11 protein-coding genes and 2 rRNA genes are annotated in these 13,140 nt (G+C 74.8%); all 13 read left to right on the forward strand.

All coding sequences use genetic code 11. The features are described 5' to 3' along the window. Positions 1–110, forward strand: a 23S ribosomal RNA gene (locus L6241_RS00005); the annotation flags it as partial. A 106-nt stretch (positions 111–216) separates the two neighbouring features. Then, a 5S ribosomal RNA gene (rrf, locus tag L6241_RS00010) occupies positions 217–333 on the forward strand. Positions 334–802: 469 nt separating this feature from the next. Further along, positions 803–1,546 carry a hypothetical protein gene (locus L6241_RS00015; RefSeq protein ID WP_368244287.1) on the forward strand — a complete coding sequence of 248 codons (744 nt, stop codon included), beginning with the start codon at positions 803–805 and terminating at the stop codon, positions 1,544–1,546. Then, the gene (locus L6241_RS00020; RefSeq protein WP_368244288.1) at positions 1,543–2,550 is read left to right on the forward strand and encodes an HAD-IIA family hydrolase; all 1,008 of its coding nucleotides are present in this window, start codon (positions 1,543–1,545) and stop codon (positions 2,548–2,550) included. The genes L6241_RS00015 and L6241_RS00020 overlap by 4 nt, the downstream gene beginning before the upstream one ends. A 1,100-nt stretch (positions 2,551–3,650) precedes the next feature. After that, the gene (locus L6241_RS00025; protein WP_354588194.1) at positions 3,651–3,866 is read left to right on the forward strand and encodes a hypothetical protein; all 216 of its coding nucleotides are present in this window, start codon (positions 3,651–3,653) and stop codon (positions 3,864–3,866) included. Next, positions 3,859–4,710, forward strand: a complete 852-nt coding sequence (locus tag L6241_RS00030; protein WP_368244289.1) for a TlyA family RNA methyltransferase — start codon at positions 3,859–3,861, stop codon at positions 4,708–4,710. Before L6241_RS00025 ends, L6241_RS00030 begins: the two co-directional genes overlap by 8 nt. Further along, positions 4,707–5,621, forward strand: a complete 915-nt coding sequence (locus tag L6241_RS00035) for an NAD kinase (RefSeq protein ID WP_368244290.1) — start codon at positions 4,707–4,709, stop codon at positions 5,619–5,621. Before L6241_RS00030 ends, L6241_RS00035 begins: the two co-directional genes overlap by 4 nt. Continuing rightward, the gene (gene recN / locus L6241_RS00040; protein ID WP_368244291.1) at positions 5,618–7,363 is read left to right on the forward strand and encodes a DNA repair protein RecN; all 1,746 of its coding nucleotides are present in this window, start codon (positions 5,618–5,620) and stop codon (positions 7,361–7,363) included. The genes L6241_RS00035 and recN overlap by 4 nt, the downstream gene beginning before the upstream one ends. A gap of 71 nt (positions 7,364–7,434) precedes the next feature. Beyond that, positions 7,435–8,619, forward strand: coding sequence for a putative cytokinetic ring protein SteA (steA, locus tag L6241_RS00045; RefSeq protein ID WP_123091598.1), 1,185 nt, complete (start codon positions 7,435–7,437; stop codon positions 8,617–8,619). After that, positions 8,616–9,581, forward strand: a complete 966-nt coding sequence (locus tag L6241_RS00050; protein WP_123091599.1) for a copper transporter — start codon at positions 8,616–8,618, stop codon at positions 9,579–9,581. The genes steA and L6241_RS00050 overlap by 4 nt, the downstream gene beginning before the upstream one ends. Continuing rightward, on the forward strand, positions 9,578–10,429 hold the full coding sequence (locus L6241_RS00055; RefSeq protein WP_191563661.1) for a hypothetical protein: 852 nt from the start codon (positions 9,578–9,580) through the stop codon (positions 10,427–10,429). The genes L6241_RS00050 and L6241_RS00055 overlap by 4 nt, the downstream gene beginning before the upstream one ends. Beyond that, entirely contained in the window at positions 10,426–12,015 is a 1,590-nt protein-coding gene (locus L6241_RS00060; RefSeq protein ID WP_368244292.1) for a lipid II flippase MurJ, read from the forward strand. The genes L6241_RS00055 and L6241_RS00060 overlap by 4 nt, the downstream gene beginning before the upstream one ends. After that, positions 12,012–13,136 (forward strand): glycosyltransferase family 4 protein, encoded by a 1,125-nt coding sequence (locus L6241_RS00065; RefSeq protein ID WP_368244293.1) that lies wholly within the window; start codon positions 12,012–12,014, stop codon positions 13,134–13,136. The genes L6241_RS00060 and L6241_RS00065 overlap by 4 nt, the downstream gene beginning before the upstream one ends. Positions 13,137–13,140 lie beyond the last annotated feature (4 nt).

Below are 13,140 nucleotides of genomic sequence, written 5' to 3' on the forward strand. Positions count from 1 at the left end.
GAGCGCAAGCTCTGAGAGGCTCCCAGTAGACTACTGGGTTGATAGGCCAGATGTGGAAGTGCAGCAATGCATGGAGCTGACTGGTACTAATAAGCCGATAACTTGATACACACCCCCACCCCTCGTGGGTGGGCGTAAAAGAAGAAGTCTTCGCGTCCACTGTCCAGTTCCCGAGATACGGTCGGGAAACAAACAACCGATACATCTCCATAGAGTTTCGGCTGTCATAGCGAAGGGGAAACGCCCGGCTCCATTCCGAACCCGGAAGCTAAGCCCTTCAGCGCCGATGGTACTGCACTGGTGACGGTGTGGGAGAGTAGGACGCAGCCGGACAACCATTCACCACCCCTAATGTGTGGGTGGGCAAGAAACGCCCCGCGAGACCCCTTCTTCTTCACGAAGAAGCGATGGTCTTGCCGGGCGTTTCTTGCATGTCCGGGCCACGGCTAGTCTGAGGGCCCCCGGTAGACGAAGGAGTGAGCTGGTGAGCGATCAGCGGCGTGAAGGCGGTCCCGAGCGCGGTCGAGGCGATCGGGACGGCGGGCCGCGCGGAGCCGGCGGCGGTCGACCCAGCAGCGGCCGACCCGGAGGCGGACGACCTGGCAGTGGTCGACCCAGCAGTGGTCGTCCCGGAAGCGACCGACCGGGCTCGGATCGTCGCGGACGCGACGACCAGGGCCGGGGTCGTGACAGCCGCACGGGCGCAGACCGCCCGGGTGGCCGTGACGCCCAGCGTGATCGCGACGGTCGTCCCTCTCGCGGAGGGGCGGACCGCGACGCACGGGAGAGCGGCCCTCGTCTGGTGCCCAAGCAGGGGCGCAGGCCCGAGCCGGCGATCGACGACGACGTCACCGGTGGGGAGCTCGACCGCTCCGTGCGCGGTCAGCTGCGCACCCTGAGCAAGGAGAACGCCGAAGGGGTGGCCCAGCACCTCGTCATGGTGGCCCGTCGCCTCGAGGAGGAGGACTACGTCGGAGCTCTCGCGCACGCCGAGACGGTCGTGCGTCGTGCCGGCCGGGTGCCCGCGGCTCGTGAGGCCCTCGGCTTCGTCGCGTACCGCTCCGGCGACTACGCTCGTGCGCTCACCGAGTTCCGCACGGTGCGCCGGCTCAGCGGGTCCTCCCACCTCCTGCCCCTCATGGTCGACTGCGAGCGTGGTCTCGGACGGCCCGAGCGAGCCCTGGAGCTGCTCCGCTCCCCGGAGGCTCGTGCGCTCGGCCCGGAGGACCAGGTCGAGATGCTCATCATCGGCTCCGGCATCCGTCGCGACATGGGCTCGCCCCAGGCTGCGGTGCTCGCCCTCCAGGGCAAGCTCGCCGGACCGCCCCGCCCGTGGTCGGCCCGTCTCTACTACGCCTACGCGGACGCCCTGCTCGACGCCGGCCGTCGTGACGAGGCTCGTGAGTGGTTCGGCAAGGCAGCCGTCGCCGACGCCGACGGCGAGACCGACGCCGCGGAGCGCCTCGACGAGCTCGACGGCATCCAGGTCATCGAGGACGGTGTCGAGGCTGGCATCGAGGTCGACGAGGACAGCCCGCCGGCATGACCGACGCGCGTCCCCTCGTCGAGCGGTACGACGCACTCATCTGCGACCTCGACGGGGTGGTCTACAAGGGCGCGGTCGCCGTGCCGCACGCGGTGGACGTCCTCGAGTCGCTGCGCCAGCCGGTCGTCTACGCGACGAACAACGCCTCGCGCACACCGGCTGACGTCGCGGCGCACCTGCGGGAGCTAGGGCTCAGCGCTCTGGACGACGCCGTCGTCACGAGCTCCACCGCCGCCGCGGGAGTGCTGGCCGCAGAGCTCGATCCGGGAGCCCTGGTGCTCGCGGTCGGGGGTCCTGGGGTCGCGGACGCGCTGACCGCTGCCGGGCTCGTCCCCGTGGCGCCGTCGGCTCGTGCAGGACGGCACGTCGCCGCGGTCGTGCAGGGCTACGGCCCCGACGTCACGGCCGCGGACCTCGCCGAGGCTGCCTACGCGATCCAGGACGGCGCACGCTGGGTCGCGACGAACGTCGACCGGACGCTGCCCACCGATCGCGGTGTCGCCCCGGGCAACGGCTCGCTCGTCGGTGCCGTCCGTCTGGCCGTCGACGTCGAGCCCGAGGTGATGGGCAAGCCCGCCGGCCCGATGTACACGATCGCTGCCCGGTCCCTCGAGATCTCGCCCGACCGGGTGCTCGCCGTCGGCGACCGGCTCGAGACAGATCTCGGCGGGGCCGTGGCTGCTGGTACGGCTGGTCTGCTCGTCCTCACCGGTGTCCACGGGTGGGCCGATGCCGCTGCAGCCGGGCCGTCCACCCGGCCGGACCACGTCGTCGAGGACCTGCGCGGCCTGCTCGATCCCTACCCCTACGGACGCGTGGAGGACGGCCGGCATCACCGGGGCTCGGCCGTGGCTGCCGTCCACGGCGGCGAGCTGCACGTCGAGGGCGACGGGGTCGACGCGCTCCGCGCCGCGCTCGACGCGATCTGGGCCGCTCGAGACGCAGGAGCGAGCGAGCAGTGGTGCCGGGACTCCATGGCCGAGCTCGTCGGTACCGCGGGGTAGCGTGATCGCACGACGTGCCCGCCCGGGTGCCGCGACCGACGAAGGAGATGACCGGTGGATCCCGCTCGACAGCTCGTACACCTCTCGCTGACGGTGGCGGACGGGGTGCTCTCCCGCACCCTCGACGTCGTCCGACTCGTCGACGGCCTGCTCGTCTCGGGCGCCCAGGCCAACGCCGCCTCGTCCCGGGAGCAGTCCGTACGACGCTGGCCGGAAGAGGAGCAGGGCGACCTCGCGGGTGCGTCGGCCGCCTTGCGGACCCGCCGCGAGCCGTCCTCGGCCGGTGGCGACGGGTCGGTGCGACCGGCCCGACCGGTCCGCACTCCTGCACGCCGCCCCGCCACGGCGACGACGAGCTCTGACACCCCCCGGCGGGCTCGGTCTGCAGCGACCACCCCGGCGACGACGGCGAGCACCGCGAAGAAGAGCACGCCGAAGAAGACGACGCCGAAGACGACGACGCCGAAGAAGAGCACGGCCAGGAAGAGCACGGCCCAGAAGAGCGCTGCGACGACGACGACCAGCCCGGCCACGTCGTCGAAGAAGAGCACCGCGAAGACGACGACCAGCCCGGCCACGCCGTCGACGAAGAGCACCGCGACGAAGAGCACAGCGACGAAGAGCACCGCGACGAAGAGCACAGCGACGAAGAGCACCGCGACGAAGAGCACCGCGAAGAAGAGCACCGCGACGAAGAGCACCGCGACGAAGAGCACCGCGAAGAAGAGCTCTGCCACGAAGAGCACTGCGAAGAAGGCTCCGGCGTCGGCGACCACCCCGGCGAAGTCCACCCCGGCGAAGTCCACCGCCTCGAAGTCCACCCCGGCGAAGTCCACCCCGGCCAAGCGCTCCGCCTCGAAGGCGTCGGCGACGACGTCCACGGCGAACCGTCCCGCGAAGAAGGCTCCGGCGACCAAGGCCGCCTCGACGAAGGCCACCTCCACGAAGGCCTCGACGTCGACGGCCCCCACTACGAAGACCGGGGCGGGCGCGCCCCCTTCGTCCGCCGCGGCGACGGCCTCCTCCGCACCCAGCACCCCCAGCACCTCCACGACCACGACCTCGTCGGCCGCCCCGTCGACGGGTGCCGACAGCCAGGCATGAGCTCGCACCCGGTGCCGGGGCCGCCGACGCCACGGCCGCCCGGCGTGCCGAGCCCGGCCGACGTCGCCCCGCCCGGCGAGGGAGACGCCGCCGTCGACGCGGCGCTGGCCGAGCTCGACGCCGCCGACCCGGCCGATCTCGACGCGGTGCTCTCGAGCGCCGAGTCGGTGCTCGCGACCCTGCAGCACCGGCTGCGCGACATCGGTGACTGAGCCGACGAGCCCCGCCGACGCGCGGCTCGACGTCGCGCTCGTCGCCCGGGGGCTGGCCCGATCCCGCGGTCAGGCGGCTGATCTCGTCGCCCGCGGCGCCGTGACCGTCGCCGGTCGGCCCGCCTCGAAGGTCTCCCTGCGGGTCCGCGCCGACGAGGAGATCCTCGTCGAGGGCGACGACGCGCGCCTCGTGAGCCGAGCCGCGCACAAGCTGCAGGGCGCCTTCACCACCTTCGGGCCGCAGGGCTGGCAGGTGACCTCGGCCCGCTGCCTCGACCTCGGGGCGTGCACCGGGGGCTTCACCCAGGTGCTCCTCGAGCAGGGTGCCACCGAGGTCCTCGCGCTCGACGTCGGGCACGACCAGCTCGACCCCGAGATCGCCGCGGACCCCCGGGTCGTCGACCTCAGCGGGACCACCGTGCGCGGCCTCGTCCCCGCGGACATCGACGGACGGGTCGACCGGGTCGTCGCCGATCTCAGCTTCATCTCCCTGCGCCTGGCGCTGCCCGCCGTCCGTGACTGCCTGGACGGCGCGGGCGAGGCGATGCTCCTCGTCAAGCCGCAGTTCGAGGTCGGACGCGCCCGGCTCGGCAAGCACGGGGTCGTCACCGACCCGCGAGCACGGGCCGACGCCCTGCACGGCGTCCTCACCGACGCCGCGGAGCTCGGCCTGGGCGTCCTCGGCATCGCGCAGAGCCCGATCGCCGGGGGAGTGGGCAACGTCGAGTACCTGCTGTGGCTGAGCGCGCGGGCCGACGTCGGCATGCCGTGGCAGGCTCAGCTCGAGCAGGTCGCCGCCCTCACCGGCACCCGTACCCGCACCGACACGAAGGGAGCCCGATGAGCACGCGCCGCATCCTCCTCGTCGCCCACCCCGGCCGGCCGGAGGCGCTCGAGATCGCCGGCCAGGTCATCGACCGCCTGCGCGAGGCGGGCATCGAGGTGGCCCTGCCCACGGGAGAGCTCCTCGACGGACCCCTCGGCCGTGACCACGACGTCGTGCCAGCCGATGCCGACCAGCCCGGGGGCTGCGCGGCCGGCGTCGAGCTCGTCGTCGTCCTCGGCGGCGACGGCACGATCCTGCGCGGCGCCGAGATCGCCCGGGGGAGCGAGGTGCCCCTGCTCGGGGTCAACCTCGGCCACGTGGGCTTCCTCGCCGAGGCCGAGCGCGACGACCTCGAGGCGACCGTCGAGCACATCGTGCGACGGGCCTACACCGTCGAGGAGCGGATGGCCCTCGAGGTCACCGGGACCCTCGACGGCGAGCTGCTGTGCAGCAGCTGGGCGCTCAACGAGGTGACGGTCGAGAAGGCGTCGCGCGAGCGGATGCTCACCCTCACGGTCGAGATCGACGGTCGTCCGCTGTCGACCTGGGGCTGCGACGGCGTCGTCATGGCGACCCCCACGGGCTCGACCGCCTACGCCTTCAGCGCCGGCGGTCCGGTCGTGTGGCCCGGCGTCGAGGCCGTCCTCGTCGTGCCGATCAGCGCCCACGCCCTCTTCGCCCGGCCGCTCGTCCTCGCCCCGCAGGCCCACCTCGCCGTCGACCTCGTCGCCGGCACCGAGGGGCACGGGGTGCTGTGGTGCGACGGCCGGCGGGCCGTCGACCTGCCCCCGGGCGCCCGGGTCGAGGTGACCCGCTCGAGCGTGCCGGTGCGACTCGCCCGCCTCACGAGCTCGCCCTTCACCGACCGGCTCGTCGCGAAGTTCGACCTCAGCGTCGCCGGCTGGCGAGGACGGCAGAGCGCGCAGTGATCGAGGAGATCCGCATCCGTGACCTCGGGGTCATCGAGGAGGCGACGGTCTCGCTCCACCCGGGGCTCACCGTGCTCACCGGTGAGACCGGGGCCGGCAAGACGATGCTCGTCTCGAGCATCGAGCTGCTCCTCGGCTCGCGCGCCGACGCGGCCCTCGTGCGCACCGGGGCGCAGGAGGCCGCGATCGACGCGGTCCTCGAGGTCGCCGACCCCGAGCTGGCGCGCGCCGCGGACGACGCCGGCGCCTCGGTCGAGGACGGCGAGCTCACCGTGAGCCGTGTCCTGCGCTCGACCGGACGCAGCCGGGCCTACGCCGGCGGGCGGACCGTGCCCGTCGGCACGCTCGGCGAGATCACCCAGGGCCTCGTCGCCCTGCACGGCCAGGCCGACCAGTGGCGGCTGCGCCAGAGCGCCCAGCACCGCGAGGTGCTCGACGCCTACGGCGGCGACCCGGTGCGGGAGGCAGCGGCCGCCTTCGCGAAGGCGCGGCGGGCCTGGGTCGACGCGCGCCGTGAGCTCGACGAGCTGACGACGAGCGAGCAGGCCCGGGCGCAGGAGCTCGACGCCCTCACCTACCAGCTCGAGCAGGTCGACGGCGTCGACCCCCGCCCGGGCGAGGACCTCGAGCTGCGCGCCGAGAGCGAGCGCCTGGCCCACGCCGACGACCTGCGTCTGGGCTCTGCCCGGGCCCACGCCGCCCTCGCCGACGGCGAGCTGCCGGAGCGACCCGACACCCTCGCCCTGCTCGCCACCGCGGAGCAGTCGCTCGGCCCGCTCGTCGACGCCGACCCCGGGCTGGCCCCCTTGCGCGACCGTCTCGTCGAGCTGCGCGCGCTCGTCGCCGACGTCGCCGCTGATCTCAGCTCCTACTCGGCCTCCATCGAGGTCGACCCCGCCCGGCTCGACGCCGTGCACACCCGCCGGGCCGCCCTCACCGAGCTCACCCGGCGCTACGGGGGAGACGTCGACGCGGTGCTCGCCCGTCGTGACCGCTCCCGCGCCCGCGTCCTCGAGCTGCAGCAGGCCGACGACCGTCTCGGTGGCATGGCCGAGCAGGTCGAGTCCGCGGCCGCCGAGGTCGCCCGCCGCGCTGCCCACCTCACCGCGGCTCGCACGGCCGCGGCCGAGCGGCTCGGCGCCCGCGTGCAGGAGGAGCTGCGCCGCCTCGGCATGCCCCAGGCGGTTGTCGAGGTCTCGGTGACGCCGACGACGGGCGACGGGCCGGACAGCGTCCCGGCCGCCGATCTCGAGCCGGGGGATCGGGTTGTCGTCGGCGCCCACGGCGTCGACGTCGTCGAGATCCGCCTCTCCGCCAACCCCGGCAGCCCGGCCCGTCCAGTCACCCAGGCCGCGTCGGGCGGGGAGCTCTCGCGGATCATGCTCGCCCTCGAGGTCGCCGTCGCCGACGCGGGCGCCAGCGTGCCCACCTTCGTCTTCGACGAGGTCGACGCCGGCGTCGGCGGCAAGGCCGGGATCGACGTCGGCGCCCGCCTGCAGGCCCTGGCCCGCAACGCCCAGGTGCTCGTCGTCACCCACCTCGCCCAGGTCGCCGCCCACGCCGACCGCCATCTCGTCGTGCGCAAGTCGACCGACGGCGAGGTGACGTCGAGCGACGTCAGCGAGGTGAGCGGCGAGGACCGCCTCGCCGAGCTCGCGCGGATGATGGGCGGGGCCGGCACCTCCGCCGGTCTGCGCCACGCCGAGGAGCTGCTCGACGCCTGCCGCCGTCCCGCAGGGTGAGGCCGCACACCCTCGCCCCGCGCGCGCGAGCCTGGACGGGCACGGTCCCCCTTCGTGGGACGATGCCCGGGATGACGCTGCGCCCGAACCGATCTCGCTCCCGTGACGTGGACCCCTCCGGTCTGCACGGCACGGTGCGGGTCGACCGCCGCACGAAGAACCTCACGAAGCGGCTGCGCCCCGGCGACATCGCCGTCATCGACCACGAGGACATCGACCGCGTGAGCGGCGAGGCCCTCGTCGCGTGCCGACCGGCAGCCGTCGTCAACGCCTCGCCGTCGATCACCGGGCGCTACCCGAACCTCGGTCCCCAGGTCATCGTCGACGCCGGGATCCCGCTGCTCGACGACGTCGGCAGCGACGTGCTCGACCAGGTGAGCGAGGGCGACGAGGGGCAGGTCGTCGACGGGGTGCTGCGCTGCGGCGACGTCGAGATCCCCGGCACGCTCCTCACGAGCAGCGGGGTGGCCGACGCGATGGTCGCCGCGCGCGCCGGCCTCACCACCCAGCTCGAGGCTTTCGCCGAGAACACGATGGAGTACATGCTCAAGGAGCGCGACCTCCTCTTCGACGGCGTCGGCATCCCCGACGTGCGCACGGACTTCACCGACCGGCACGCTCTCGTCGTCGTCCGCGGCTACCACTACAAGGAAGACCTGCAGGCGCTGCGCCACTACATCCGCGAGTACAAGCCGGTGCTCATCGGCGTCGACGGCGGCGCCGACGCGCTCCTCGAGCTCGGGCTGCGCCCCGACATGATCGTCGGCGACATGGACTCGGTCTCCGACGCGACGCTCACGTGCGGCGCCGAGGTCGTCGTCCACGCCTACCGCGACGGCCGCGCGCCCGGCGTCGAGCGGGTCGAGCAGCTCGGCGTCGAGGACTTCGTCGTCTTCCCCGCGACCGGCACGAGCGAGGACATCGCGATGCTCCTCGCCGACGACTGCGGGGCCAGCCTCATCGTGGCCGTCGGCACCCACGCCACCCTCGTCGAGTTCCTCGACAAGGGGCGGGCGGGGATGTCGAGCACCTTCCTCACCCGGCTGCGGGTGGGCGGCAAGCTCATCGACGCGAAGGGGGTGAGCCGGCTCTACCGGAGCCGGATCTCCGCCTGGTCGATCGTCGGGCTCGCCCTCGTCGGGCTGCTCGCGGTGCTCGTCGCGATGTCCGCCACGCCCACCGGGCGTGCTCTGCTCCAGATCATCGGTGCCTGGTGGGACGACCTCTGGGCCGCACTCTCGGGGATCGTCACATGATCGACTTCCGCTACCACATGGTCTCGCTCGCGGCCGTGCTCATCGCGCTGTCCATGGGCGTCGTGCTCGGTGCCGGGCCGCTCAACGACGACATCGGCAACACCTTGACCAACGAGGTCACGCGGCTGCGCCAGGACAAGGACGACCTGCGTCGTCAGCTGACCCAGGAGCAGCGCACGGGGGAGGCCCAGGAGTCCTTCGGCGAGGAGGTCCTGCCCCAGCTCGTCTCCGGCGTGCTCGACGGCACGTCCGTCGCCGTCGTGCGCCTGCCCGAGTCCGACGACACCGAGGTCGCCGAGCTGCGCGAGACCCTCGAGCTCTCCGGGGCCAGCGTCGAGCCGACCGTCTCCGTTGCCGCCTCCTGGGTCGCCGGCGGAGAGGACGCCCAGGCGTCCCGCGAGCGCGCCGCCTCCGAGGCGCTCTCCGCGCTCGGGCGCAGCGACGCCGACGGCGCGGGGCTGGACGAGGCGCTCGGCGCCGTGCTCGGCGGTCGCGGCGAGGACGGGATGCCCGCACCGACCGACAGCCAGCGCACCGACGCCTTCGAGCGGCTCTCCGACGCCGGTCTCGTGAGCGGCGACGCCCCGACCTCGGCCGCCGACGTCGTCCTCGTCGTCGCCGGTCCGGTGGCGGGCGACCCCCAGGACTCCCCGGCCGACGCCGATCCAGCAGCCACCGCCTCGGCGACCCGGTGGGTCGAGCTCGCCGCAGCGCTCGACGCCCGCTCCGCGGGGGCGGTCCTCACGTCCGGCCCGGTGACCTACGGCTCCGGCGACGCCTCGCCGGTCACCGTCGCACGCGCCGACAGCGGTCTCAGCGAGGGGCTGAGCACCGTCGACACCCCGGAGAGCGCCGTGGGTCGCGCCGACGTCGTCCTCGGCCTCGACGAGCAGACCCGCGGCGACGCGGGCCACTACGGCCTCGCCGACGACGCCAGCGCCGCCATCCCGGAGGCCCCGTGACCGACCTGCGCTCCCTGGCCCTGCCCGCCGGGGCGGCGGTGCTGGGGGTGCACGGGGTGCTGCGCGCGGTCGAGCGCGGTCCGGCCCGAGTGCGACGCGCGCTCGGCCGCACGAACTTCGCGGGTGACCCGGTCACCCTGGCGCAGGGCCCCGCGTGGGTCGGCGGGGTCGCCCTCGGCGCCCTCCTCGCCGCCGACCCGGTGGCCGCGGCCGCCGTCGCCGTGCCCGGTGCGGTGGGCCTGGTCGACGACCTCGTGGGCGACCGCTCGACGAAGGGGATCCGAGGTCACCTCGGCGCGCTGCGGCGCGGCCGGGTCACGAGCGGTGCGGTCAAGGTCGCCGTCCTCGGCGCGACCGCCCTCGTCGTCGCGGTCGTCGAGCACGACCACGACGCCCCGCTCACCTCGCGGCTGCCGGCTCTCGTCGTCGACGCCGGCGTCGTCGCGGGCACCGCGAACCTCCTCAACCTCTTCGACCTGCGCCCCGGCCGGGCGCTCAAGGTCGCGGCGCTGATCGGGGCGCCGCTGCTCGTCGCCGCTCCGGGCCGTGCCCGGCCCGCCCTCGTCGCCGGTCTCGCCGCGACGGCCGCAGCGCTGCCGGGCGACCTCGCGGGTCGCTCGATGCTCGGTGACTGCGGCGCGAACGCCGCCGGCGCCCTCGTCGGCCAGGGTCTCGTGCGCTCGCTGCCGCTCGCCGGACGCGCCGGTGTGCTCGCCGCGGTGACGGCGCTCACCCTGGCCTCGGAGCGGGTGAGCTTCAGCCGGGTCATCGACCGCACGCCCGCGCTGCGGGCGCTCGACGCGTGGGGGCGCCCCACCCCTGCACCGGTCACACCGGTCACGCCGTGACCGAGGTGAGGACGGCCCCGGGGCTGCGGCGCACCGCCTCGCGGGTCGCCCTCGTCACCGTCGCCGCTCGCGTGGCCGGCCTGCTGCGCTGGGTGGCCTTCGCCCTGGCCGTCGGGGCCTCCGGCGTCGGCACCGTCTACCAGAGCGTCAACGCCGTGCCGAACCTCGTCTACGAGGTCGTCGCCGGGGGCGTCCTCGCCGCGGTCGTCGTGCCGCTCGTCGCCTCCGCCCGACGCACCGGTCGGGCCGACGAGGTCGGCTCGAGCCTGCTGACGCTCGCCGTCGTGCTGCTCCTGCCCGTCACGCTCGTCCTCGCGCTCGGCGCGCCGTGGCTGAGCAGGGTCCTGCTCGACGGGGTCGAGGCGCCCGGGGCCGCCGAGCTCGGCACCCGGCTGCTCGTCCTCTTCAGCCCCCAGGTCGTGCTCTACGGCATCGGCGTCGTCGTCGCCGGTGTGCTCCAGGCGCACGAGCGCCTCCTCGCCGCCGCGCTCGCGCCGCTGCTGTCCAGCCTCGTCGTCATCGGGACCTATCTCGCCTACGCCTGGGGTGTCGAGAGCACCCCGGCGGACACCGCGGTCCTGCCCACCGCCGGATGGCTGGTCCTCGGCATCGGGACGACCCTCGGCGTGGTCGCCCTGTCGCTGCCGCTGCTCGTCGTCGCCGCCCGCGCCGGGATCAGGCTGCGGCCGCGCTGGGCGCTCACCCCGCAGGACCGCACGCGGGCCCGCCAGCTCGCCGGTGCCGGGCTCGTCGGGCTCGTCGCCCAGCAGCTCGCCCTCCTCGCCGTCCTGCGCGTCGCGAACCGCTCGGGCGGTGACGGCACCTTCGTCGTGCACCAGTACGCGCAGACCGTCTACCTCCTGCCCTACGCCGTCCTCGCCGTCCCGGTCGCCACCACGGCCTTCGCCCGTCTCGCCGGCGACCCGGACGGCGAGGGGGCGGCGCGCACGCTCAACAGCGCGCTGCGCGTCGTCCTCGCGCTGTCCGGGGCCGCCGCGGCCGCGCTCGTCGCCGGCGCCCCCGGGGTCGGCACGGTCTTCGGCATGCTCGACCGCAGCGCCGGCCGGGGCGAGCCAGGTCGCGCGCCGCTCGAGGCGATGCCCCAGGCCCTCGCGACGACCGCGGTCGGCCTCGTCGGCTTCAGCCTCGTCGCGCTTGCCCTGCGGGCCCTCCTCGTGCGCGGCAGCGCCCGGCGCGCCGGCTGGTCGGTCGCCGCCGGGTGGGCCGTGCTCGCCGTCGTGCCCGCGCTGTGGCTCAGCCGTGCCGACGGACCGGCCGAGACCCTCACCGTCATCGGCGCGTCGTCTGCCGTCGGCATGACCCTGTCGGCAGCGCTGCTCCTCCACGGGGTACGGCGGGCGTGGGGCGAGGAGAGCACGAGCGGCCTGCTGCGCCTGACCGGTGCCGTCGCCGTGGGCGTGGCGCTCGGCGGCGCGTGCGCGCTGGGGCTCGTCCGGGCCGATCTGACCGGCGCCGCCCAGGTCGGGGCCGCGGCGGGCCTGGGCGTCGTCTGCGCCGCACTGTGCGCGGCGCTGGCCCTCGCGGTCGACCCCACGCTGCGCGAGGCCGTGAGGAGGCGCCGGTGAGCCGGGTCGTCCTCGTGCTCGGCCGCAGCGCCGGGGGCATCGGGGCGCACGTGCGCTCGCTCGCCGCCCAGCTCCTCGCCCTGGGCGACGACGTACGGGTCGTGGCTCCCGAGAGCACCCACGCGGCCTTCGAGCTGCCCGGTGCCGTGCCGTGGTGGCCCGGCCGGACGGGCGCGGGCCCCACCGTCGAGAGCACGACGGCCGTGCGCCGGCTGCTCGCAGGTGCCGACGCCGTCCATGCCCACGGCCACCAGGCGGGGGTCGTCGCGGCCGGACTGCTCACGGGAGTCGGCCGTGCTCGGCCGCGGCTGGCCACGAGCCTGCACAACGAGCTGCGGGGCGACCCGCGCTCCGCCCGGCACCGGCTCGGCACCCTGGCGGTACGGACCGCGCTCTCGCGCGCCGACCTCGTCACCGGGGCGTCCACCGACCTCGTCGACCTCGCCGAGCAGCTCGGCGCCCGGCGGGCCGCGCTCGACGAGGTGCCATCGCCCCTTGTGCCGGACCTCCTCGCCACCGACCGAGGGCAGTGGCGGGCGACCCGTCGCGACGCGCTCCTGCGCGCCCACGGCCTGCCGACCGACCAGCCCGTCGTGCTCACCGTCGCGCGCGTCGCGCCGCAGAAGCGGCTCGAGGACGTCCTCGCTGTCGCCGACCTCGTCGCGCACGGGTCCGGGGAGGGGGGAGGGTCCCCCTTCGTCGTCGTCGGCGGGGGCGACGACGACCTGCGCCGTCGCCTCGTGTCCACGGCCGGACCCGACGTCCACCTCCTCGGGCCGAGCGACTCCGTCGTCGGCTGGCTGCTCGCGGCCGACCTCTTCCTCCTCACGAGCGAGTGGGAGGCTCGGGCGCTCGTCGTGCAGGAGGCGATGGCGGCCGGTCTGCCCGTCGTCGCCACTCGCACCGGGGGGCTGCCCGGTCTCGTCGAGGGGGTCGGTGCGCTCGCCCCCGTCGGCGACGTCGACGCGCTCGCCGCCCGCGTCCGAGACCTGCTGCGAGACACGCAGGCCGGGCATGAGGCCGGGGAGCGGGGGCGCGAGCGGGCGCGCACGTGGCCGAGCACGCACGAGCGGGCGGCCCGCTGGCACACCTGGTACGAGGGCGGCCCGGACGTGCCGTAAGGTG

This window comes from Janibacter sp. Y6 (assembly GCF_040900765.1).
GTDB classification, from domain to species: Bacteria; Actinomycetota; Actinomycetes; order Actinomycetales; family Dermatophilaceae; genus Marihabitans; species Marihabitans melonis.